We start from the raw sequence: 22,828 nt of genomic DNA, 5'->3' as shown, positions 1-22,828 counted from the left end.
GCCCAGCGCCGCCCCGGTGCCCGCCCCCGCCAGCACGCCCAGCAGGCCGGGCGAGACCAGCGGGTTACGGAACACGGCCTGATACGCCGCCCCCGCCACCGAAAGAGCGGCCCCCACGCACATCGCCCCGCCAATACGCGGCAGGCGGGCGCCAAACAGGATGGTATGCACCAGTTCCGCATCGGCTGGCGGTGCGCCAGCGCCCAGCCCCACCGCCGCTAACAGTGCGCCCAGCACCTGCCCCGGATGCAGCGGGAACCGCCCCACACAGGCCGACACCCCCGCCAGCACCATCAGCGCCACGAGACACAGACACCCCACAACCGGCGCACGCAGGTGCAGCCGCCTCACTGCCCCGCGCCCGCGGCGGGCTGGGGAGGCTGCCCGGCGAGGATACGCTGCGCATCCGCGCGGCTCAGGTCATAATGGAAATAGGTGCGGTAGAAATCACACGTCATGCCAACGGGATCGGTATCGGCAAAGCGGTCGGGATGCAGGGCTTTCGCGGCCCAGCGGATCTGTAGCGGCAGTTCGCTGCCATACCGGTCCCATGGGAAAACGCCGGAGGGATTGTTCAGGACACGCCCCGTGCGCACCGCCCGCAGCTTCTGCCACATACCCCCATCCGCCGCCGTGTCCAGCGCGCCGCTATCGGGGCCGAGGATGATGACATCGGGGTCCCATGCCGCGATCTGCTCGGCCGAGACGGGTTTCATGTTCCCCTCCACCCCCACGGCGGCGTTGCGCCCCCCGGCAAGGGTGATCCATTCATCAACAATGCTGTGCGCCCCATCCACCCGCAGCGGGTGCAGCGATTGTATGTGCAGGACACGCGGGCGCGCACTGTCCGCAATGGTGGACAGGCGTTCGCGCACATCGCTTACGGTCTGCCGCATCAGGGTGCGGTACTGCGCCGCCGTGGCGCGCGCGGCCTCCGTGCCCAGCGCGGTTGCGGTCATGTCCACCACGCGCAGAAGTCCGTCCACGTCCTGAAAGGAGGAGACGAGCACCGGCACGCCCACCGCGCGGAACGCCGCGATGGTGGCCGAAGCCTCGGGCACGAATACAAGATCCACCCGCTCACGCAGCAGGGTCTCGGCATTGACCTGCGGACCATTGACCGCCTGCGCCCGGTACAGCGCCGGGAAGACCCGGTACATCCACGGCCGCGCCTGCGGGCGGTCCACGGTCATGACCACCCTGTCAGCGCCACCCAGCATCAGCAGCAGTTCATTATGGGCGAACCACAGGTCGGCAATGCGGTCGGGGTGATCGGGCACGGATACGGCATGGCCCGCCATGTCCGTAATGTCCCGCGCCATGGCGGCTGGCGGCAGCGGGGCACCAAGCATAATGCCCCCGGCCACCGCCCCCGCGATCATACCCCGTCTGCCCCAATCCATATCGTCGCCCCCGGCCCGGCCGCGTGAGTTATATTCTTGTGAATATATATCCGAACCGAAGGGACGCAATCAGTTCCTGAACGCGGGGCCCGCTCCATGGCATAGAACATGCAGCCTGCAGCAACATTACCTGAGCTTTACGGACATGTTTCCGACGCGGTGCCACTTTTTATACGGATGCCGGGTACAGGACTGCCCCGGTTTCCGGTTTTCCCTGCCGGAATGTTAAGGGCCGTCCGGTCAGGCGTCATGTGATCCGGTCAGTGATGCGATCTGCCGCCTGAAATCGTTCCGCATGGCGTCTTTTTCCGCATCGGGCAGCCATGTCGCATCAATCGTGCGCAGCGACAGGTCCGCCACCGCCTGCACGTCCAGTGACAGTACGCGGGCCATGGTGACGTACGCCGTCCCGATATCCGTCGCGAACATGGTCGGGTCATCGGTGCAGGGCACCATGGACAGACCCGCCTGCGCCATGGCCTTCAGGGACGCCCAGCGCTTTTCCAGGCGTTCGGGCACACAGGTCTGCGGGCAGACCGTAAACGCCACGCCACGTTCACGACAGCGACAGACCAGTTCAGGATCGGCCAGCAGGTTATAGCCATGGTCGATCCGGTCACAGCCCAGCACGTCAAGGCACGTCATGACATTCCGGAGGGGCGCCTGTTCCAGTGTCTGGTTATCCTCACAGGCATGGGCCGTGCAGCGCAGCCCGGATGCGCGCGCCAGTGCATAGGCATCGCGGAACAGTTCGGGCGGGCCCTTGCATTCCGCGCAGTCCATGCCGATCCCGATGACTTCCGCGCGCGGATTGGCCACAACCTCCCTGACCATGGCCATGGCGGCATCCGGCCCGAGTTCGCGGTTGATGGCCGGGATCAGTCGCCCGACCACACCCAGTTCCGCTTCCGCCGCCCGCAGGCCGTCAATTAGGCCATCCACCATTGTCGTGTACCGGACCCCATGGGGATAATGGTAGTTGGGGCTGAAAAAGAACTCGGCATAGCGCAGGTTGCCCTGGCGGTATCCGTCCTCCATCGCCTCATAGGCTATGCGCGCGAAATCATCACGCGTGACGATGCACTTTCCAATAACCTCAAGCCGGGACAGGAAATCATAGAAATCCACATAACGGTAAAACGCATCCGGGTCGGTGGTGGGCAGTGCGACATCATTCCTTGCCGCAAGGGCCATGACCGTCGTGGCCCGCACCGCGCCCGCCAGATGGCAATGAAGATCAATTTTCGGGATCTTCCGTATAATCGCATCCATATTCACACTCGATCATCCTTTTCGGGTGCCGTCATGCAACGCGGTTCCTGCGCCACAGCGGACAGAACACAACCGCACAATTGACAAGAAGCCCGATGAAACCCGGATTGATGCCCCACACGGGCAGCCCACTGGCGAACAGGGCAATCGCGGTCGTGGCCCCGCACACGACCCCTGCCCCCGCAACACGCGCCGAAACAGGCCAGTCCAGCAGGACGACAAACCACAACGATGCAAACTGGATGCCGACATAACCGCTGATGTTCAGCGCGGTCAGCATGATGGCGGGGGCATGCGCCGTTGCCACCAGCGCCAGGACCAGAAACAGGATGACACCCAGATTGATCGCCCGCCGTGGGTGGCCGTGCGCAAGGCGCGGCATGATGCTGCGTGTCATCATTGCCGCGATATTCAGTGATGTCGCGGCCAGAACCAGCAGCCCCGCCAGCACCGCGCCCGCCATGACCAGCGCCACCACCCATGCAGGCAGCAGCACATTCGCCACATGGAAAAACACCCCGTTCACATCATGCACGGGCGGCAGTGAACGGATGGCAAAATACGTTGCGAATACCGCAAAGGGATACATCAGCATGTAAAGCGGCATGAACACCATGGCTTTACGCACCGCCCGCGCCGAACGCGCCGTAAACAGGTACGGGGTTACGGATGGCTGGAAATAGAAGCCAACGCCCTGATAGACAATCGTACTGACGGCAAAGACCAGATCGGTCACGGCAGGCTGACGGAACGCCACAGGCTGGGCAACATAGGCCCCTGCCCCGCCATATTGCGCGCAGATTGCCGCGATACCGACAGCCGCGATCCCGAACAGCATCAGGCTGTCCTTGAGAAACGCGACATAGGTCGATGCACGCATGCCGCCCAATGCCACATAGGCAAAGGCGATGACGGCGCACCCCGCCAGCCCCGCCGCCGGTGCGCCAGACAGACCCATCATGCCCAGTGTCGCCCGCAGCCCGATAAACTGGAACTGCCCCCACGGCACCAGTGCGGCAATGCAGCCCCATGCCGTCAGGCGCTCGAACACGACACTCCTGAAATGCCTGCCGAACACTTCGGGCACCGTGCAGGCATCATAACGCCGGGCCCGTTCCCATATGGCGGGACCGACAAAATACCCGACCGGAAATGCCAGCAGAAGATAACCAAGAAACCAGTATCCATAACTGATTCCGTGGGCGTACAGCCCGGCGGGAAAGGCGACGATCGACCCGATACTGTAGATTTCCCCCACAGTCAGGATGAACAGCATGGGCGCGGGCAGCGCCCTGTCCGCCACCAGCAGCGTTTCCACCGACAGATGCCGCGAACGCACCCGGGCAAGGCAGGCCGCGCCAAGTGACACAAGCACAACGCACGCCACGATCCCCGCCATCATGGCCGTTGCTCACACAGCCACAGGCACAGAGATGTCAGCGGGAACCAGACGAACATCCAGACCAGGATGACCGGGATACCCATGATGGTCCATGGCAGGCGGCCCAGAAACGGCGCAACGCAAACAATGGCTATGAACGGAACACCCAGCCCCAGCGCAACACGCCGCCAACCCGGCCGGCCTGACTGACGCTGCGGGCTCATGACGGTTCCGTCCCGTCATGCCTGCTAGCTTCGGCACGGGTTTCGCGCAGGACAAGTTCGATCGCCCAACTGACGACCGCGCCCGCGTCCCTGCCGTCCATGCCGAATTCTTCCTTCAGCGTAAGCCACGACAGCACGTTATCCAGACAGGCCACGACAGCTTCCGCCCGCAACCGGGCCGCTGGTGGCACATCGGGCGCGTCACGCCACAATGCCGCGCGCCGCCGGCTTGCCAGTTCATTACGGAACGGCATGCGCATGGAGCGCCCGATACGGGTCAGGGCAAGGATGCGGGCAAGATTGGGGCGGCTGTCGAATTTCTCCGCAGCCATACGGAACCCCTGCACCAGTTCCTGTTCACTGGTGCCGGATACCAGCCCGAAAACTTCCGAATTCAGCCACTCGCCCGTTGCATGCAGCAGATCATCACGCGAGGGGAAATACCGATAGACAGTCCGCAAAGACACATCCGCCTTCTTTGCAACGGCGGAGGTCGAGACCGTGACATCATCCGTTTCTTCAATCAGGGCGATGAAGCAGTCGATAATGCGCTGTCGGGTCAGGGCGGCATATTCTTCACGTAACATATGACACACACATGCAGTTGTGACACAGGTGTGTCACAAGTGGGCAGGCGAGTCAATTACGCACACATATCGTAACGTTTATATCTGTCGTATCATGGCGGGCATCTGGCACAGGCCACAGCGGCCCATGCCCATGACGCCCCATTCATGTTCAAGAGAGGTGATTTCTCACAGCCCGGCATGGCTCCAACTGTCCTGACAGATATTCAGAACATCAGGAACGGTTCAGCCGGATATGCATGGCGCCGCGTGATTGCCGTCACGCAGCGCCATGCAGTTCAATGGATCGGCAGGCCTGTGCCTAGTCCATATAGCTGCCCGTATCCGGGCACGAGCAGACGAGGTTGCGGTCACCATACGCATTGTCCAGCCGGTTGACGGGCGACCAGTATTTGCTGGCGGGCGCCACCGCGCCGGGCAGGCAGGCGGCCGCACGGTCATAGGCACGGTTCCAGTCCGGGTCGGTCAGGTCGCGCACGGTGTGCGGGGCATGGCGCAAGGGGCTTTGTTCAATGCCCATCTCACCCGCCGCCACGGCGGCGATTTCCGCGCGGATGGCAATCATCGCATCACAGAAACGATCCAGTTCCGCCCGGCTTTCGGATTCGGTCGGCTCGATCATGAACGTGCCCGCCACGGGAAAGCTGACCGTGGGCGCATGGAAGCCATGGTCGATCAGGCGCTTGGCGATGTCATCCACCGTAACCCCGGTCTCGTCCTTGAGCGGACGCAGGTCGATGATGCATTCATGCGCCACCCGCCCCTGCGCACCCCGGTACAGCACCGGATAATGGCCGGACAGGCGGGTGGCGATGTAGTTGGAGTTCAGGATCGCGATGCCGGTGGCGCGCTTCAGCCCCTCATCCCCCATCATGACCATGTACATCCATGAAATGGGCAGCACATCGGCCGAGCCGAACGGCGCGGCGGAAATGGCATTGGCCTCCCCCCGCTGCGGCGCGCCGGGCAGGTAGGGGGCCAGATGCGCGCCCACGCCAATCGGCCCCATGCCGGGACCACCCCCGCCATGGGGGATGCAGAATGTCTTGTGCAGGTTGAAATGGCTGACATCACCGCCATACACACCCGGCTGCGCCAGACCGACCTGCGCGTTCAGGTTCGCGCCATCCACATAGACCTGACCACCCGCCGCATGGACCAGATCACAGATTTCACGCACATTCTCCTCAAACACCCCGTGGGTGGAGGGATAGGTGATCATGATGGCGGCCAGTTGCGGCGCGTGCTTCGCGATCTTGGCCTTCAGGTCGTCCATATCGACATTGCCCTGCCCGTCACAGGCCACCACGACCACCCGCATCCCCGCCATCTGCGCGGAAGCGGGGTTGGTGCCATGGGCGGAAGCCGGGATCAGGCACACGTCACGCCCCGCATCGCCACGGGCATGGTGATAGCCGCGAATGGCCATAAGCCCCGCGAATTCACCCTGCGCGCCGGAATTGGGCTGGAGCGACACCGCCGCGTAACCGCTGATCCGGCACAGCATGCGCTCGAGATCGGTGAACAGGCGCGTATAGCCCCGCATCTGGTCCGCCGGGGCGAAGGGGTGGATATTGCAGAATTCCGGCCATGTAATGGGCAGCATTTCCGCCGTGGCGTTCAGCTTCATGGTGCATGAGCCAAGCGGGATCATGGTGCGGTCCAGCGCAAGGTCACGGTCCGCCAGGCGGCGCAGGTAGCGCAGCATGTCGGTTTCCGACCGGCAGGCGGAGAAGATCGGCTGCGTCAGGAATTCACCCTTGCGCGCAAGGTCCGCCGGAATGGCGCGGTCCACCGTGCCAAGCCCGGCCTCGACCCGTGCCACCGCGGCCTCATCCCCGCTGACGCTGCGCCATATGGCGCGCACGGTATCGGGGGTGGAGGTCTCATCGAGGCTGATGCCAATATGCGCGTCATCCACGCGGCGCAGGTTCATGCCTGCTTCCAGTGCACGGGCAATGACCGCATCGGTCTGGCCGCCGGTCTTCACCTTCAGCGTGTCAAAGAACGCCTGCGTGACAACCGTGCAGCCCAGCGCGCGCAGCCCCGCCGCCGCAATGGCGGTCAGGCCGTGGATGCGCCCGGCAATGGCCTTCAGCCCCGCCGGACCATGGTACAGCGCGTACATGGACGAGACGATGGCAGGCAGCGCCTGTGCCGTGCAGATGTTCGATGTCGCCTTTTCGCGGCGGATATGCTGCTCGCGCGTCTGGAGCGCCAGGCGGTAGGCAGGCTTGCCGCGCGAATCGACGGACACGCCTACGATCCGCCCCGGAATGTTCCGGCGCAGCGCATCCCGCACCGCCATGTAGGCCGCGTGCGGGCCACCGGCCCCCATCGGCATGCCATAACGCTGCATGGTGCCTACCGCGATGTCCGCCCCCAGCGCGCCGGGGCTTTCCACCAGCATGAGCGCCATCGGGTCCGCGCAGACCGCCGCAATGCCACCCGCCGCATGCAGGCTTTCAATCCATGCGCGCGGGTCGCGCAGTTCCCCGGTGGAGCCGGGATACTGGAACAGCGCGCCAAACACCGCCTGCGGGTCCAGATCGGTCGCGGGGTCACCCAGCACGAGCTGCCAGCCCATCGGCTCGGCGCGAGTGCGCAGCACTGCGATGGTCTGCGGGTGGCAGTCGGCATCGACAAAAAAGGCTGTGGCCCTGCTTTTGGAGACGCGCCGCGCCATGGCCATGGCCTCGGCCGCCGCCGTGCCTTCATCCAGCAGGGAGGCATTGGCCACTTCCAGCCCGGTCAGTTCGATGACCAGCGTCTGGAAATTGAGCAGGGCTTCAAGCCGCCCCTGGCTGATTTCGGGCTGATAGGGGGTATAGGCCGTGTACCAGGCCGGGTTTTCCAGCACGTTGCGCTGGATCACGGAGGGCAGGATCGTGTCGTAATAGCCCTGGCCGATCAGTGATGTCAGGACCCGGTTTTCCGCCGCAATAGTGCGCAGCCGCGCCAGCGCCACGTGTTCGGGCACGCCATGGCCCAGACCCATCGCGCCATGCAGGCGGATGCTGTCGGGCACGGTCTGAGCCATCAGGCTGTCAAGCGTGTCAGCCCCCACCACACGCAGCATCCCGGCCACGTCTTGCGCATCCGGCCCGACATGGCGGGCGCAGAACGCACCGGCATCATCGCCCAGACCATGCCACAGGGAAGAAGAACCGCAGGAGGAAGACGTCACGGCCAGCATACTCCGTCAGGTGAAAGGGAAAATGGGGTCAGCCAACCAGCGCGGCGTAGGTGGCGGCGTCCAGCAGGCCATCAAGCTGCCTGGGGTCGGCCATGGTCATGCGCACGATCCAGCCTTCGCCTTCCGGGTCGCGGTTGACGAGGGCGGCGTCATCGGCCAGCGCCTCGTTGAAGGAGAGCACATCACCCGTGATCGGGGCGTAGATGTCCGACGCCGCCTTGACCGATTCCACCACGGCCACGCTGTCGCCCTGCTCGACGGTGGTGCCGGGGTCGCGGGCCTCGGCAAAGACCAGTTCGCCCAGTTCGTTCGCCGCGTGGGGCGTGATGCCGATTACGGCCACATCCCCCTCAACGCGCAGCCATTCATGCTCTTTCGTGTAATAGACCGTCATGCTCATGCTCCATTGATCTGGAAGTTCGGTAAAAAAACGCGGGGCCTAGCGGCGGAACGTGGGCGGGACAAACGGCAGCGCCGTCACCTGCACCGGCAGCAGCCGCCCGCGCACGGCGGCGAAAAGGCGCGTGCCGGGGGCGGACAGGTCGCGCGCCACATAGCCCATGGCCACGGGGGCGTTGACGCTGGGGCCAAACGCGCCGGAGGTGACACGCCCCGCCGGGAGCGCACCCGCCTCATCGGCAAAGAGTTCGGCGCCACCCCGCACGGGCGCGCGCCCTTCGGCCCGCAGGCCCACGCGGCGGCGCGACGGGCCATCAGCCAGCTGGTCCGCCACGATCGGGGCGCCGGGATAGCCACCCGCACGCGCACCTCCGGGCTTGCGGCTTTTCTGTATGGACCATTCCAGCGCGGCCTCGACCGGGGTGGTGGTCAGGTCGATATCGGTGCCGTACAGGCACAGCCCGGCCTCCAGCCGCAGGCTGTCACGCGCGCCCAGGCCGACGGGCGCGACACCAGGCCGCGCCAGCAGCGCGCGCGCAACCGTGGCCGCATCGCTGTCCGGCATGCCGATTTCATATCCGTCCTCACCCGTATAGCCGGAGCGTGAAACGATGCAGGGCACGCCCGCCAGTTCCATCTCCGCCACATCCATGAAGCGCATGTCCGCCGCCGCCGGGTTCAGCCCGGCCAGCGCCGCCTCAGCCGCCGGGCCCTGCAGGGCGATGAGCGCGCGGCTGGACAGCATCTCAACCGTGCAGCTATCCGCCAACGCTTCATGCACATGGGCGAAATCCGCATGCTTGCACGCCGCGTTGACCACCAGCAGCAGCCACTCCCCCATGTTGGTGACCATCAGGTCATCGCTAATGCCGCCATCGGGCGTCATGAACAGGGCGTAACGCTGGCGGCCGGCGCGCAGGCCGACAATATCGGCGGGCACCAGTGCCTCAAGCGCGCGGGCGGCATCCGCCACCTGCCCCGAACGGGGGCGGATGCGCACCTGCCCCATATGCGAGACATCAAACAGCCCCGCCTGCGCACGCGTGTGCAGGTGTTCGGCCATGACACCGGCGGGGTACTGGACCGGCATTTCGTAACCGGCAAACGGCACCATGCGGGCACCGAGTTCAAGATGCAGGTCGTAAAGCGGGGTGCGCAGCAGGGGCTGGTGGTTCATGCGGGCCGGGCCTTGTGCATGTCCGCATGCGCGCAGGCACGGCCACACGCATGCGCGCATGACGTCAGGCCAACACGATACGCGCCAGCGGAACGGGGAATGGAAAACGGGGAACGAAAGGGAATACGGTCAGGCAACGGGACGGACACGGCGGCACTCCTGTCGAATCCGGGTGGATCCTTAAGTGCCCCTTCTGTCGCATGTGCCTGAGATCGCTATCCCGTCGGCGGGTGTCCGCCAAGGGACACCTCTTTCCAGAAGTCTCGGCCGACCGGTCCTTTGGCCTGAGAGTTTCCGGGGCGGTTGCTCCTTCGGCGCTGGCGCGGGGCCAGTCTCTCCCGTGTCGACAGACCTGACTTGACATGACAGGATGCGCCAAGTCAATCCATGAAAACCGGCATGATACGGGTTTGCATCACCCGCCGCGCGCATGCGTATGGTGCCGGACCCGGAACATGAAAAGGAGAGCCCGGCCATGACCACAAGCCCGTTGACCATTGTGGCGGAATTCCGCGTTTCCACTGAAAACCGCACGCGTTTTCTCGAACTGTGCGCCTATGACAGCGAACGCTCGGTCTCCGATGAAAAGGGGTGCCTACGCTTTGAGGCCGTAAGCCCGCTCGATGACCCGCAGACCGTCATCCTCGTCGAAGTCTATGAAGACGAAGCCGCGTTCGAGACCCACCTCGCCACGCCGCACTTCAAGGTCTTTGCCGATGGGGTGAAGGATCTGGAGGTCAAGGAAATCAGCGTGCGCAAGGCCGCCCGCCACGCACCAAAAGCCTGAACGGGCCTCTGGCCCGCGCCCCTGCACCGGGGGCGAAAACGCCAAGGGGCTGGCAGGACAGGCGCCTTACGGACCCTTCCGCCAGCCAGGGGAGAGCTTCAGGTAGCGCCGCCTTTTTTGAAAAAGGCGGCGCCATAAGCTTTCCCTGTTCTATCAGCCTGCCCGCACACTCAGCGCGGCAGGTTCTTCGCGATATAGGGCGGCAGGACGAAGGAGGCGACATGCATCTCCGGCGTCCAGTAACGGCACGCCGCACCAATACCGGCCTTCTCGGCACGGGCACGGATCACATCGACCGGCTGGCGGCCCGGCACCGCACCCTTGGCCGCGACACCCAGCGTCATGAACCCGCCGACATAAGTCGGCACCGCCGCGACATAGGCCGAGACATGGGCGAAGAACTGCGCCCGGCGCGCGCTGGTGTCACGCAGTTCATCAGCCTGCATGAACGGCACGCCGCACTGGTTCACGATAATGCCGTTGGCGCTGAGGATGCGCGCGCAGTGCTTGTAGAACGAATCGGTAAACAGCACCTCGCCCACGCCGATCGGATCGGTGCTGTCCACGATGATGACATCGAACGCGCCATCGGCTGCGTTGGTGACGTATTCGATCCCGTCACCCACGATCACCTCGGCGCGCGGGTCGTTCCATGCATCCCCGGCGATGGAAGGCAGGAATTTCTTTGACAGCTCGATCACCTCGCCATCAATCTCGACCATCACGGCCTTTTCCACCGTGTTGTGCTCAAGCACACGGCGCAGCACGCCGCCGTCACCCGCGCCGATGATCAGCACGCGCTTCGCATCGCCATGCTCCAGCAGGGGCACATGGGTCAGCATTTCCTGATAGACGAACTCATCCCGCTCGGTGATCTGGACCACGCCATCAAGCATCAGGACCCGGCCGAGATCGACATTCTCGAACACGGCAATATCCTGAAACGCGCTTTTCGTCCGCGCCAGCAGCCGGTCCACACGCAGTTCCTGCCGCCAGCCTTCGTACAGGCCCTCGCTGATCCACTCACGGGACATTGCGGTTCCCCTTCCGTCCTCAATCAATACACACGAAAAAACACGGGCCGGACATGCATCCGGCCCGCGCCTTCAATTATTACGCCTGGGATTGCCGGGCATGGGCAAACGCCACCCCGGCCATGGCGTGCTAGAGCTGGACGCGCCCGCGGCGCTGCTCGTCCACCTCGATCCGGCCCGCCTGGAACAGGCGCTGCATGACCGGAATGGCAAGGTGCGGGTCGCACGCCCCACACATGAAAATATCCACGGCGGCGAAATTCCGCTCGGGCCATGTGTGGATCGAGATGTGGCTTTCCGCCAGCACCACCACGCCCGACACGCCGCCATTGGGCGTGAAGTGGTGGAAATGGCTGTGCAGGATCGTGGCCCCGGCCGTTACGGCGGCCTCACACAGGGTACGGTCGATCTGCTCCGGATCATCAAGATTCCGGGCATCCCAAAGATCAACGAGAAGGTGCGTTCCCGCAAACTTCATCCCGTCTTTCTCGACGAAGTAGTCCTTCCGGTCGTCCTCGGACGAAAACGGCGCTGAAGAAATCTGGTTATCGCTCGGGTGTTCCGAGACCATCCCCAGTTGAGCAAGTGCGTTCATCACGTACCCCAAAACCAGTAGATAGCCTGTTGGGCAAGATTGCCCCCTTGGGCCAAGAGAGGCGCTGATAGGGCCTGCCGATGGTGCGATGCAAGTGTTTTTCGCATCATCGGCCCGGTTTTTTTCTGACCTCCCTCCCCCACGGGCTGCAAACTTTGGCTTACTTTGCCGTTTTACGCCGGGTTTTTGCCGGTTTTGCCTGCTTTTTTACGTCCTTTTCCGCAGATGCCACTGTGGCTTTTCTGCCGCGCCCCTTCGCCGGGGCTGGCGGGGCCTTAACCGGCACAAGCGGCCTGTTCTCCAGCAGCGGGCGCAGGAATCGCCCGGTGTGGCTGGCGGGGCAGGCCGCGACCTGTTCGGGCGTGCCGCTGGCCACGATCTGGCCACCGCCATCACCGCCCTCCGGCCCCATGTCGATCACCCAGTCGGCGGTCTTGATGACCTCGAGGTTATGCTCGATCACCACCACGGTGTTGCCCTGGTCCACCAGCGCGTGCAGCACCTCGAGCAACTTGCGCACGTCTTCCGTATGCAGGCCGGTGGTCGGTTCATCGAGGATGTAGAGCGTGCGCCCCGTGGCTCGGCGCGCCAGTTCCTTGGACAGCTTGACGCGCTGCGCCTCACCGCCCGAAAGGGTGGTGGCCTGCTGGCCCAGCGCCACGTAACCCAGCCCCACCTTCTGCAATATGGCCAGCCGGTCATGGATGCGCGGCACGGCGGAGAAATAGGGCAGCGCCTCATCCACCGACATGGCCAGCACATCGGCAATGGACTTGCCCCGGAACTTCACATCCAGCGTCTCGCGATTGTAGCGCGCGCCCTTGCAGGTATCGCAGGTGACGAACACATCGGGCAGGAAGTGCATCTCGATCTTCAGCACGCCATCGCCCTGACACGCCTCGCACCGCCCGCCCTTGACGTTGAACGAGAAGCGACCCGGCTTGTAGCCGCGCGCCTTGCTCTCGGGCAGTTCGGCAAACCAGTCACGAATGGGGCCGAACAGGTCGGTATAGGTGGCGGGGTTGGAGCGCGGGGTGCGCCCGATGGGCGACTGGTCGATGTCGATGATCTTGTCGAGCTGCTCGAGCCCGTCAATCGCCTCATACGGCGCGGGGTTCTGGCCCGAGCCCATCAGGCGGCGCGACAGGGCCTTGTAGAGCGTATCAATCACCAGCGTGGACTTGCCGCCACCCGAGACGCCGGTCACACAGGTGAACGTGCCCAGCGGGAAATGCGCCGTCACATCCTTCAGGTTGTTGCCCGTGGCCCCGCGCAGCACCAGTTCGCGCGCGGGGTCGATCTTCCTGCGCTCGGTCGGCACGGGAATGCACCTGCGGCCCGAAAGATACGCGCCGGTCAGGCTGTCAGGGTTCGCGGCCACTTCCTGCGGGGTACCGGCGGCGACGATATGCCCGCCATTCACGCCAGCGCCCGGCCCCATGTCGATCAGCCAGTCAGCGGCACGGATGGCGTCTTCATCATGCTCGACCACGATGAGCGTGTTGCCCAGCTTCTTGAGCCGATCCAGCGTGCCCAGCAGGCGTTCGTTATCGCGCTGGTGCAGGCCGATGGAGGGTTCATCAAGCACATACAGCACGCCGGTCAGGCCAGAACCGATCTGGCTGGCCAGCCGGATGCGCTGGCTCTCCCCGCCCGAAAGCGTGGCCGAGCCGCGTGAAAGTGTCAGGTAATCCAGCCCCACATCATCAAGGAAGCGCAGCCGGTCAAGGATTTCGCGCAATATGCGGCGTGCGATCTCGGCGCGCTGGGGCGTGAGCGTGGCCTCCACCGTGCCAAACCATTCCAGCGCCCTGCTGATCGGCATGTCCGATGCCTGTGCGATATTCATGCCCGCCACCCGCACGGACAGCGCTTCGGGCCGCAGGCGCGCGCCGTCACACACATGGCAGGGCTTTTCGGACTGGTAGCGCGACAGTTCCTCACGCACCCATACGCTGTCGGTCTCCGCCATGCGGCGGCGCAGGTTGGTCACGATACCCTCGAACGGCTTGGTCAGGCTGTAGCTGCGCCGTTCGTCACGATAGGTGAACTCGATCGGGTCCTTCCCGCCATCAAGGATCACGTCGCGCACGCCCTCGGGCAGGTCTTCCCACGGCGTATCCATCGACACGCCATAATGCGCGGCGATGGCGGCAAGGGTCTGGGTGTAATACGGGCTCTGGCTGTTGCGCCACGGCGCGATGGCCCCGGCTGCGAGCGAGAGCGATTCGTCAGGTACGATCAGGCGGGGGTCGAAAAACGTTTCCTGCCCGATCCCGTCACAGGCGGGGCAGGCCCCCTGCGGCGCGTTGAAGGAGAACAGGCGGGGTTCGACCTCCTCCAGCGTGAAGCCGCTGACGGGACATGCGAAGCGGGAGGAAAACACCGTGCGCGGCGGCTCGCTGCCCTCGGGCGCGTTCTTCACCACTTCCTCGGCATAGACCAGACCATCGGACAGGCCGAGCGCGGTCTCGAAACTGTCGGCCAGACGGCTCTCGATTCCCTCCTTCACCACCACGCGGTCCACCACGGCCTCCACCGTATGGCGCAGGCGGCGGTTGAGATCCGGCACCTCATCAATGGCGTAAAGCGTGCCATCCACCTTTGCGCGGGTGAAGCCCTTGCGCTGGAGTTCGGCCAGTTCCTTTTTACATTCGCCCTTGCGGTCACGCAGCACCGGGGCCAGCAGCATGAGCCGCGTGCCCTCGGGCATGGCCATGACGCGGTCCACCATCTGGCTGATCGTCTGCGCCTCGATCGGCAGGCCGGTGGCGGGGGAATAGGGCACGCCCGCGCGCGCCCACAGCAGGCGCATGTAGTCATGCACCTCCGTCACGGTGCCGACGGTGGAGCGGGGATTCTTGGATGTGGTCTTCTGCTCGATGGAAATGGCGGGGGACAGGCCCTCGATCGAATCGACATCCGGCTTGCCCATGAGTTCAAGGAACTGGCGCGCGTAAGCCGAGAGGCTCTCCACGTAACGTCGCTGCCCCTCGGCATAGACCGTATCGAACGCAAGTGACGACTTGCCCGACCCGGACAGCCCGGTCATGACCGTCAGCGCATCACGAGGGATGTCGACATCCACATTTTTCAGGTTATGCGCCCGGGCACCCCGCACGCGGATTGACTGCTGGCTGACATGCTGGCCCGCCGGAACCTGCGCCGGGCGTGAAGAAATGCTCATGAACTCTCCCTGTTCCGTTCCCCGCGGGGAACCGGATGCCGCCCGGCCTGGACATGCCGGCTGGTTCCATATCTGGCTTCCCCCACCCGCCACGACAAGGGCCACCGGGCATGCCATGCACCCGCCACGCGCCCGCCCTCGCCAACAGGAGGAGTTTCCTGTAGGATCACCGCGCATATTCCGTGCCAGCCGCCAGCAGGCGGCCAGCGCGGCTCCCGGCAGGGGCTCCCGGCCCGTATCTGCCGGTCCCATACTCGAACTGCAGCAGGACAGCATATGGCGGGCAGCGTCAACAAGGTCATTCTCGTGGGCAATCTGGGCAAGGACCCGGAGGTCCGCACCAGCCAGAGCGGGGCGAAGATCGTCTCGCTCACACTGGCAACCAGCGACACATGGAATGACCGCGCCTCGGGCGAACGCCGCGAGCGGACCGAATGGCACCGGGTGGTCATCTTCAACGAACGGATCGGCGATGTGGCCGAGCGCTTCCTGCGCAAGGGCCGCAAGGTCTATCTGGAGGGCTCGCTCCAGACCCGCAAATGGACCGACCAGAGCGGCCAGGACCGCTACACGACCGAGGTGGTGGTGGACCGCTTCCGTGGCGACCTGGTGCTGCTGGACAGCAACCGCGGCGGCGAAGGCGGCGGTGACGACATGGGCGGCGGCTATGGCGGTGGTGGCTATGGTGGCGGCAGCGGCGGTGGCTACAGCGCACCCGCCCGCAGCCAGCCCCAGCGCAACAATGACCGCCCGGCCGGTGGCGGCGGTGGCAGCACTGGCGGCGGCTGGGACGCCCCGGCCGGTGGCAGCGACCTGGATGATGAAATCCCGTTCTAAAGCCCCGGCGGCGCTTCGCGCCGGGCCGCTGGCCATGCTATATGCACGCAGGGACATGATGGCCGCCGCGCGGCGGGCCATGCCTGCCTTCTGTCCCGCCCTTGCGCCCGCGCGGCCGCGACGGGCGGGATAACCCTGACATGACGGAACTGCCTTGACCGAGATACCCGACGATCCCCTGCCCCCGTCCGCCATGCTGCCGGTCACGATCGAGGAGGAGATGCGCTCCTCCTATCTGGCCTATGCGATGTCCGTCATTGTCAGCCGCGCCCTGCCGGACGTGCGTGACGGGCTGAAGCCGGTCCATCGCCGCATCCTGTATTCCATGCGCGAAAGCGGGTTCACGCACGACAAGCCCTACCGCAAATCGGCCCGCGCGGTCGGTGACGTGATGGGTAAATACCACCCGCATGGCGACTCCTCCATCTACGACGCCATGGTGCGCATGGCGCAGTCATGGTCGATGCGGGTGAAGCTGATCGACGGGCAGGGCAATTTCGGCTCGGTGGACGGGGATTCGCCCGCCGCCATGCGTTATACCGAAGCACGCCTGGCCAAGGCCGCGTCCTTCCTGCTGGACGACATCGACCGCGATACGGTCGATTTCCAGCCCAACTATGACGAAAGCGAGCAGGAACCCCAGATCCTGCCCGCCGCCTTCCCCAACCTGCTGGTCAATGGCGCATCGGGCATCGCGGTGGGCATGGCGACCAACATCCCGCCGCACAACCCCGGCGAGATCATTGACGCCACGCTGGCGCTGATCGCGCGCCCGGACATGACGCTCGATGACCTGCTGGAATACGTACCCGGCCCGGATTTTCCCACCGGCGGCACCATCCTTGGCAGGGCGGGCATCCGCAGCGCGTTCGAGACGGGGCGCGGCTCGGTCATCATCCGCGCCAAGGCCGAGATCGAGGAAATCCGCAAGGACCGCAAGGCCATCATCGTTACCGAAATCCCGTATCAGGTAAACAAGGCCACGCTGCAGGAGCGCATCGCGGACCTGGTGCGCACCAAGCAGGTCGAGGGCATTTCCGACATCCGTGACGAGAGCGACCGTTCGGGCATGCGCATCGTCATCGAGATCAAGCGCGAGGCGACGCCGGAGGTGGTGCTGAACCAGCTCTACCGCTTCACGCAGCTCCAGACCTCGTTCGGCGTGAACATGCTGGCCCTTGATGGCGGGCAGCCGCGCCTCATGGGGCTGAAGGACGTGCTGGAAGCGTTCATCCGCTTCCGTGAGGAAGTCATCCTGCGCCGCGCGCGCTTTGACCTGAACAAGGCACGTGACCGTGGGCACCTGCTGGTGGGGCTGGTCATCGCGGTGGCCAATATCGACGCCGTGATCGCCCTGATCCGCGCCGCGCCCGACACGGCCGCCGCGCGCACCGCGCTGATGGAGCGGGCATGGGACGCGGCCGATGTGGCCCCGCTGCTGAAACTGATCCATGACGAGGGCAATGTCATCGTTGACGGCAGGGTCCACCTGACGGAAGCGCAGGCGCGCGGCATCCTTGAACTGCGCCTGCAGCGCCTGACCGGGCTGGAGCGTGACAAGATCCAGCAGGAACTCTCCGAAGTCGCGGTCCGCATCAATGACCTGCTGGACATCATCGCCAGCCGCCCCCGCCGCATGGAGGTCATGTGCAACGAACTGGCCGCCATCCGTGCCGAACTGGCCACCCCGCGCGCGACCGACATTGCCGATTACGCGGGCGACCAGACCGATGAAAGCCTGATCGAGCCGGGGCAGATGGTCGTTACCATCACGCGTGAAGGCTTCATCAAGCGCACGCCGCTGGACATCTTCCGCGCGCAGAACCGTGGCGGCCGTGGCCGCACGGCGGCGGGCCGCCGGGGTGACGACATCATCGTGCGGTCCTTCAACGCGCATACCCACCAGTGGGTGCTGTTCTTCTCATCGGGCGGCAAGGCCTACCGTGAGAAGGTGTGGCGCCTGCCCGAAGCCAGCCCCACCGCCAAGGGCCGCGCGCTGGTCAACCTGCTGCCCGACCTGGGCGGTGACACCATCACCGCCGTACTGCCCCTGCCGCAGGATGAAGACCTGTGGGAGAACCTGCACCTTGTCTTCGCCACGGCGTCGGGCAGCGTGCGGCGCAACCGGCTGAGCGACTTCCGCAACATCCGCTCATCGGGCCTGATCGCGATGAAGCTGGATGACAATGACCGGCTGATCGGCGTCGCCACCTGCCGCGAGGGGCAGGACGTATTCCTTGGCACCCGCAACGCGCGCTGCATCCGCTTCCAGATCACGGACGAGACGCTGCGCGTCTTTGCCGGGCGTGGCAGTTCGGGCGTGCGCGGCATCAAGCTGGCCGAAGGTGACAGCGTGAACAGCCTGTGCGTGCTCAACCACGTCGAGGCCACGGTGGAAGAACGCGCCGCCTACCTGCGCATGGCCAATGCCCGCCGCCGCGCCGAAGCCGCGCATGAAGGCGAGGAAGCGGACGAACCCGTGACGATGGAGGAAGGCGAGGACAGTGGTGACATGCCGCTGGACGCCGAGCGCTTCGCCGAGCTGGAAGCCGCCGAGGAAGTACTGCTGATCGTCAGCAACGCGGGCTTTGGCCGCCGGTCCTCGGCCTATGACTACCGGGTGAGCGGGCGCGGCGGGCAGGGCATCAACAACATGACGTTCTCCGCCAACAAGCGCGGCAACGCCGTGGTGGCGACACTGCCGGTGCTGGATGGCACGGATGTCATGCTGGTGACCGACGCGGGCCGCCTGATCCGCCTGCCCATCGACCAAGTGCGCATCATGTCGCGCCAGGCCAGCGGCGTGACCCTGTTCCGCCTGGACGATACCGAGGAAGTCACCAGCGTCTTCCCGGTCATGGATGACGGGGACGGGGATGAGGACGCGGCGGATGAAACCGCTGCCCCCAATGGCGACACCCCGCCCGCGCCCGATGCAGGCCACGATGACTGAGGCCCCGGCTTCGCGCACCGGCTTCTATCCGGGCACGTTCGATCCCGTCACCAGCGGGCATATGGATATTATCGAACGTGCGGCGGGGCTTATGGACCGGCTGGTGATCGGCGTGGCCGAAAACCGCGACAAGCATCCCCTCCTCCCGCTGGAGGAGCGGATACTCTGCCTGCGCACCGATATCGCCCCGCTCAATGCCGGGCGCGCCACACCCATTACCGTGGTGGGTTTTACCGGGCTGGTGGTGCATGCGGCGCGTACGCATGGGGCGCATGCAATCATTCGCGGGCTGCGGGCGGTTGCGGATTTCGAATACGAGAACCAGATGTTTGGGATGAACCAGCATCTGGCCCCTGACATTGATACGCTGTTCCTCATGGCGCGGGAGGGGCACCAGTACATCTCCTCCCGGCTGGTGAAGGAAATAGCCCGGCTGGATGGGGACATTTCCGCCTTTGTCCCACCCTTTACGCGCAGGCACATCCTGAGCCGCCTGCGCGGCTGACAGAAGCCGGGGGGCGTGAGCGGCCCGGCTTTCCCACATCTTCATTTACGAAACGGATCACGATGTCTGCTACAGAAAACAAGTCCGACCTGATCAACGTCGATCTCAAGACAGGACGGGTGGTGATCCGCCTGCGTCCCGATATCGCGCCGCTGGCGGCCGAGCGTATCCGCACGCTGGCGGCCGAAGGCTTTTATGACAACACGCCCTTCCACCGCGTGATCCATGGCTTCATGGCGCAGGGCGGCGACCCGACGGGCACCGGCACATCGGGCAGCAAGCTGCCGGACCTGAAGGCCGAGTTCACCAACAAGGCCAAGTTCGAACGCGGCACGGTGGGCATGGCCCGCACCATGAACCCGGACAGCGCCAACAGCCAGTTCTTCATCATGTTCGAGCCCTCCCCCCACCTTGATGGCCAGTACACCATCGTGGGCCAGGTGATCGAAGGCATGGACCACATCGACCAGATCAAGCGCGGCTCGGGCCAGAGCGGCATGGTGCAGGATCCTGACCGCATCATCCGCATGCGTCCCGCCGACGCCGAGGGCTGATCCGGCCCTTCCCCCGCCATTCGTGGCGGGGGGATATCCACGCTTACGGGATAACCCGGACGTAGCGTATGATACCGGGGGCTGCCGGGGCTGTGGCGTCATGGCGGTGGTGGCTGGAATATTTTCCCGCCCTGCATCGCCCATTGCCAGTCCCGCACAGGTTGACACCCCCGCACAGGATGTTTAGAGACCTGCCCAAGGCGGCTGGACACAGGTTCCAGCATGTATCCGCCTGCCATGCAGATGCTGTGAGCCGGTAGCTCAGTCGGTAGAGCATTCGACTTTTAATCGAATGGTCGTGGGTTCGAATCCCACCCGGCTCACCATTTCCTGCCCCCTTTTCCCCAATGCCATATCTGCCACGCGCCCCAAGAGGGTCTGCCGTTTCGCGCATCCGCGCGCGCATTGCGCATGTTCGCCCCGCCGGACGGGAACCGAGGGGCCGGACTGTCATAAGATATTCAAATATAATAATTTTATGGGCGACAAGCCCTGCACGCGCTGGTGTGTGCACGGCATGGATTGCCCGAAAGGCAACATATCCGTGGGGCCGGATGTTCGCTTTCGTACCTCACTTCGTTCGCTTTAATAATTAAGTTATGATTTTGTGATTTATTTTATAATTTTATGTCTTGATCCGGGGGCGTTTTATAAAATATATGACCGTTGCCATGCGACCATGAAATATTCGCGCATTCCGGTCGCTTCAAACCCGCTGTCGTTGCTGGCGCAATGGATGGCGAACCCGGCCCCGCATGCGGCCGGGCCTATCAATGTCTGTGAGAGTCCATGAGCCTGCACCCTGTCCTGACTGCCGTGACCGAACGGGTCATCGCCCGTTCGGCTGGCACCCGCCGCGCCTATCTGGATCTGATCGCCCGGGAGCGTGAAAACGGCATCAGCCGCCCCCGGCTGGCCTGCGGCAACCTTGCGCACGCCATCGCCGCGGCGGGGGATGACAAATCGGGCCTGCGCGGCGCGCGGGGCATGAATGTGGGCATCATCACGTCATATAACGACATGCTTTCGGCCCATCAGCCCTATGGCCGCTATCCTGACCAGATCAAGCTCTTCGCGCGTGAGGTCGGGGGCACCGCGCAGGTGGCCGGCGGCACGCCCGCCATGTGCGATGGCGTGACGCAGGGCCAGCCGGGCATGGAAATCTCGCTGTTCAGCCGTGACGTGATCGCCCTGTCCACGGCGGTCGGGCTGAGCCATGGCATGTATGAAGGTGTCGCGATGCTGGGCATCTGCGACAAGATCGTGCCCGGCCTGCTGATCGGCGCGCTGCGCTTTGGCCACCTGCCCGCCATCCTGATCCCCTCCGGCCCCATGCCCTCGGGCCTGCCCAACAGCGAAAAGCAGCGCATCCGCCAGCTTTATGCCGAGGGCAAGGTGGGCAAGGACCGGCTGATGGACGCGGAATCGGATTCCTACCACGCGCCGGGCACCTGCACCTTCTACGGCACGGCCAACACCAACCAGATGCTCATGGAGGTCATGGGGCTGCACCTGCCCGGTTCCTCCTTCGTGCCGCCCAACACCAGGCTGCGGCAGGAACTGACCCGCGCGGCCATCCACCGCCTGAACGAGATCGGCGCGCGGGGCGATGACTACCGCCCGCTGGGCCAGTGCGTGGATGAGCGCGCCATTGTCAACGCGGCCGTGGGGCTGCTGGCCACGGGCGGGTCCACCAACCTCGCCATCCACCTGCCTGCCATCGCGCGGGCGGCGGGCATCGTGATCGACTGGAGCGATCTGGACCAGCTCTCCTCCATCGTGCCGCAGCTTACCCGCGTCTATCCCAACGGGTCGGAGGACGTGAACGCCTTCCACGCGGTGGGTGGCATGCCCAGCCTGATCGGCTCCCTGCTGGATGCGGGCCTGCTGCACCCCGATATCATGACCGTGGCGAAGGGTGGCTTTGCCGCGTACCGCACCATGCCGCACATGCGTGATGACAGGCTGGTATGGGAGGAAGCTGGCCCCTCGACCGATGAGAGCATCCTGCGCGCGCCCGCCAACCCCTTCCGCGCCGATGGCGGCATGCGGCTGATGGAGGGCAATCTGGGGCGAGGCATCTACAAGACCAGTTCCGTCGCCCCCGAACGCTGGACGATCGAGGCCCCGGCGGCGGTCTTCGACCATCAGGAAGACGTGCTGCACGCCTTCCGCGATGGAAAGCTGGACCGTGACGTAGTGGTCGTGGTGCGTTTCCAGGGCCCGGCGGCCAACGGCATGCCCGAACTGCACAAGCTCACCCCCACCCTGGCCGTATTGCAGGACCGGGGGCACAAGGTCGCCCTCGTGACCGATGGCCGCATGTCCGGCGCCAGCGGCAAGGTGCCTGCCGCCATCCATATCGGGCCGGAAGCCTATGTGGGCGGCCCGCTGTCGCTGCTGCGTGATGGGGACATGGTGCGCGTGTGCGCACAGACCGGCGTGATCGAGGTTCTGGTGTCAGCCACGGAACTGGCCGGTCGCACGCCGTCCCGCCCGCCCGCGCCGCAGTTCGGCACGGGGCGCGAACTGTTCGCGCTCATGCGCGGGAATGTGGACATGCCCGAACAGGGGGCTTCGGCCATCCTTGCCTCCATGGACCACATGGCGGCACAAATAGACGCCTGAACCCCCGGCCCACACGCCGCGAACGTTACAAAAAAAGGAGCCCGACATGGCCCGCATTGAAGACATCATGACCCTTGCCCCGGTCATTCCGGTACTGGTCATCCACGAC

The 22,828-nt window shown here is 64.8% G+C and carries 18 protein-coding genes, 1 tRNA gene and 1 riboswitch; of the genes, 7 read left to right on the top strand and 12 right to left on the bottom strand.

What is annotated here, in order from left to right; translation table 11 throughout:
* The 9 genes from DY926_RS11170 to gcvT form a co-directional block, all read right to left on the bottom strand.
* Positions 1–342 (bottom strand): iron chelate uptake ABC transporter family permease subunit (locus DY926_RS11170; protein ID WP_148707764.1); only part of this gene is annotated, 342 nt, incomplete at its 3' end.
* Positions 343–347: 5 nt separating this feature from the next.
* A complete protein-coding gene (locus DY926_RS11165) occupies positions 348–1,403 on the bottom strand; it encodes an ABC transporter substrate-binding protein (protein ID WP_116703440.1) in 1,056 nt (351 codons plus the stop codon).
* 240 nt (positions 1,404–1,643) lie between these two features.
* Positions 1,644–2,675 (bottom strand): adenosine deaminase, encoded by a 1,032-nt coding sequence (add, locus tag DY926_RS11160; RefSeq protein ID WP_116703439.1) that lies wholly within the window; start codon positions 2,673–2,675, stop codon positions 1,644–1,646.
* A gap of 31 nt (positions 2,676–2,706) precedes the next feature.
* The gene (locus tag DY926_RS11155; protein WP_116703438.1) at positions 2,707–4,077 is read right to left on the bottom strand and encodes a sodium:solute symporter family protein; all 1,371 of its coding nucleotides are present in this window, start codon (positions 4,075–4,077) and stop codon (positions 2,707–2,709) included.
* Positions 4,074–4,280, bottom strand: a complete 207-nt coding sequence (locus DY926_RS11150; protein WP_116703437.1) for a DUF3311 domain-containing protein — start codon at positions 4,278–4,280, stop codon at positions 4,074–4,076. Before DY926_RS11150 ends, DY926_RS11155 begins: the two co-directional genes overlap by 4 nt.
* Positions 4,277–4,867 carry a TetR/AcrR family transcriptional regulator gene (locus DY926_RS11145; RefSeq protein WP_116703436.1) on the bottom strand — a complete coding sequence of 197 codons (591 nt, stop codon included), beginning with the start codon at positions 4,865–4,867 and terminating at the stop codon, positions 4,277–4,279. The genes DY926_RS11150 and DY926_RS11145 overlap by 4 nt, the downstream gene beginning before the upstream one ends.
* Before the next feature lie 301 nt (positions 4,868–5,168).
* Positions 5,169–8,063: an aminomethyl-transferring glycine dehydrogenase gene (gcvP, locus tag DY926_RS11140; RefSeq protein WP_116703435.1), complete on the bottom strand. Its 2,895-nt coding sequence runs from the start codon at positions 8,061–8,063 to the stop codon at positions 5,169–5,171.
* A gap of 28 nt (positions 8,064–8,091) precedes the next feature.
* On the bottom strand, positions 8,092–8,457 hold the full coding sequence (gene gcvH, locus DY926_RS11135; RefSeq protein ID WP_116703443.1) for a glycine cleavage system protein GcvH: 366 nt from the start codon (positions 8,455–8,457) through the stop codon (positions 8,092–8,094).
* A 45-nt stretch (positions 8,458–8,502) separates the two neighbouring features.
* Complete coding sequence (gcvT, locus tag DY926_RS11130) at positions 8,503–9,639, bottom strand: glycine cleavage system aminomethyltransferase GcvT (protein ID WP_116703434.1); 1,137 nt, start codon at positions 9,637–9,639, stop codon at positions 8,503–8,505.
* 263 nt (positions 9,640–9,902) lie between these two features.
* A riboswitch (glycine riboswitch) is annotated at positions 9,903–9,990 on the bottom strand.
* 124 nt (positions 9,991–10,114) lie between these two features.
* Between gcvT and DY926_RS11125 the strand changes: the two genes are divergently transcribed.
* Positions 10,115–10,426, top strand: coding sequence for a putative quinol monooxygenase (locus tag DY926_RS11125; RefSeq protein ID WP_116703442.1), 312 nt, complete (start codon positions 10,115–10,117; stop codon positions 10,424–10,426).
* Between the two features lie 170 nt (positions 10,427–10,596).
* On the opposite strand, the gene speE is transcribed toward DY926_RS11125, so the two are convergent.
* From speE to uvrA, 3 genes are all read right to left on the bottom strand, one after another.
* Entirely contained in the window at positions 10,597–11,460 is an 864-nt protein-coding gene (gene speE, locus DY926_RS11120; RefSeq protein WP_116703433.1) for a polyamine aminopropyltransferase, read from the bottom strand.
* Positions 11,461–11,590: 130 nt separating this feature from the next.
* On the bottom strand, positions 11,591–12,055 hold the full coding sequence (gene speD, locus DY926_RS11115; RefSeq protein ID WP_025437442.1) for an adenosylmethionine decarboxylase: 465 nt from the start codon (positions 12,053–12,055) through the stop codon (positions 11,591–11,593).
* 160 nt (positions 12,056–12,215) lie between these two features.
* A complete protein-coding gene (gene uvrA / locus DY926_RS11110) occupies positions 12,216–15,242 on the bottom strand; it encodes an excinuclease ABC subunit UvrA (RefSeq protein WP_116703432.1) in 3,027 nt (1,008 codons plus the stop codon).
* Positions 15,243–15,518: 276 nt separating this feature from the next.
* Between uvrA and ssb the strand changes: the two genes are divergently transcribed.
* The 6 genes from ssb (at position 15,519) to edd (ending at position 22,719) form a co-directional block, all read left to right on the top strand.
* A complete protein-coding gene (gene ssb, locus DY926_RS11105; RefSeq protein WP_116703431.1) occupies positions 15,519–16,079 on the top strand; it encodes a single-stranded DNA-binding protein in 561 nt (186 codons plus the stop codon).
* Positions 16,080–16,233: 154 nt separating this feature from the next.
* Positions 16,234–19,032, top strand: coding sequence for a DNA gyrase subunit A (gene gyrA / locus DY926_RS11100; protein ID WP_116703430.1), 2,799 nt, complete (start codon positions 16,234–16,236; stop codon positions 19,030–19,032).
* Complete coding sequence (gene coaD / locus DY926_RS11095) at positions 19,025–19,537, top strand: pantetheine-phosphate adenylyltransferase (RefSeq protein WP_116703441.1); 513 nt, start codon at positions 19,025–19,027, stop codon at positions 19,535–19,537. Before gyrA ends, coaD begins: the two co-directional genes overlap by 8 nt.
* Positions 19,538–19,599: 62 nt before the next feature.
* On the top strand, positions 19,600–20,091 hold the full coding sequence (locus DY926_RS11090; protein WP_116703429.1) for a peptidylprolyl isomerase: 492 nt from the start codon (positions 19,600–19,602) through the stop codon (positions 20,089–20,091).
* 250 nt (positions 20,092–20,341) lie between these two features.
* Positions 20,342–20,417: transfer RNA gene (locus DY926_RS11085), tRNA-Lys, on the top strand.
* 463 nt (positions 20,418–20,880) lie between these two features.
* Positions 20,881–22,719: a phosphogluconate dehydratase gene (edd, locus tag DY926_RS11080; protein WP_116703428.1), complete on the top strand. Its 1,839-nt coding sequence runs from the start codon at positions 20,881–20,883 to the stop codon at positions 22,717–22,719.
* Positions 22,720–22,828: the final 109 nt, after the last annotated feature.

Origin of the sequence: Komagataeibacter melaceti, assembly GCF_003403295.1 — a bacterium.
Classification (GTDB): domain Bacteria; phylum Pseudomonadota; class Alphaproteobacteria; order Acetobacterales; family Acetobacteraceae; genus Komagataeibacter; species Komagataeibacter melaceti.
This window is presented reverse-complemented; position numbering and strand designations above follow the sequence as displayed.

Excerpts from the sequence above, each read along its gene's own strand:
- DY926_RS11165 (WP_116703440.1), bottom strand. The coding sequence starts at position 1,403 with ATGGATTGGGGCAGACGGGGTATGATCGCGGGGGCGGTGGCCGGGGGC.
- add (WP_116703439.1), bottom strand. The coding sequence starts at position 2,675 with ATGGATGCGATTATACGGAAGATCCCGAAAATTGATCTTCATTGCCAT.
- DY926_RS11155 (WP_116703438.1), bottom strand. The coding sequence starts at position 4,077 with ATGATGGCGGGGATCGTGGCGTGCGTTGTGCTTGTGTCACTTGGCGCG.
- DY926_RS11150 (WP_116703437.1), bottom strand. The coding sequence starts at position 4,280 with ATGAGCCCGCAGCGTCAGTCAGGCCGGCCGGGTTGGCGGCGTGTTGCG.
- DY926_RS11145 (WP_116703436.1), bottom strand. The coding sequence starts at position 4,867 with ATGTTACGTGAAGAATATGCCGCCCTGACCCGACAGCGCATTATCGAC.
- gcvP (WP_116703435.1), bottom strand. The coding sequence starts at position 8,063 with ATGCTGGCCGTGACGTCTTCCTCCTGCGGTTCTTCTTCCCTGTGGCAT.
- gcvH (WP_116703443.1), bottom strand. The coding sequence starts at position 8,457 with ATGACGGTCTATTACACGAAAGAGCATGAATGGCTGCGCGTTGAGGGG.
- gcvT (WP_116703434.1), bottom strand. The coding sequence starts at position 9,639 with ATGAACCACCAGCCCCTGCTGCGCACCCCGCTTTACGACCTGCATCTT.
- DY926_RS11125 (WP_116703442.1), top strand. The coding sequence starts at position 10,115 with ATGACCACAAGCCCGTTGACCATTGTGGCGGAATTCCGCGTTTCCACT.
- speE (WP_116703433.1), bottom strand. The coding sequence starts at position 11,460 with ATGTCCCGTGAGTGGATCAGCGAGGGCCTGTACGAAGGCTGGCGGCAG.
- speD (WP_025437442.1), bottom strand. The coding sequence starts at position 12,055 with ATGAACGCACTTGCTCAACTGGGGATGGTCTCGGAACACCCGAGCGAT.
- uvrA (WP_116703432.1), bottom strand. The coding sequence starts at position 15,242 with ATGAGCATTTCTTCACGCCCGGCGCAGGTTCCGGCGGGCCAGCATGTC.
- ssb (WP_116703431.1), top strand. The coding sequence starts at position 15,519 with ATGGCGGGCAGCGTCAACAAGGTCATTCTCGTGGGCAATCTGGGCAAG.
- coaD (WP_116703441.1), top strand. The coding sequence starts at position 19,025 with ATGACTGAGGCCCCGGCTTCGCGCACCGGCTTCTATCCGGGCACGTTC.
- DY926_RS11090 (WP_116703429.1), top strand. The coding sequence starts at position 19,600 with ATGTCTGCTACAGAAAACAAGTCCGACCTGATCAACGTCGATCTCAAG.
- edd (WP_116703428.1), top strand. The coding sequence starts at position 20,881 with ATGAGCCTGCACCCTGTCCTGACTGCCGTGACCGAACGGGTCATCGCC.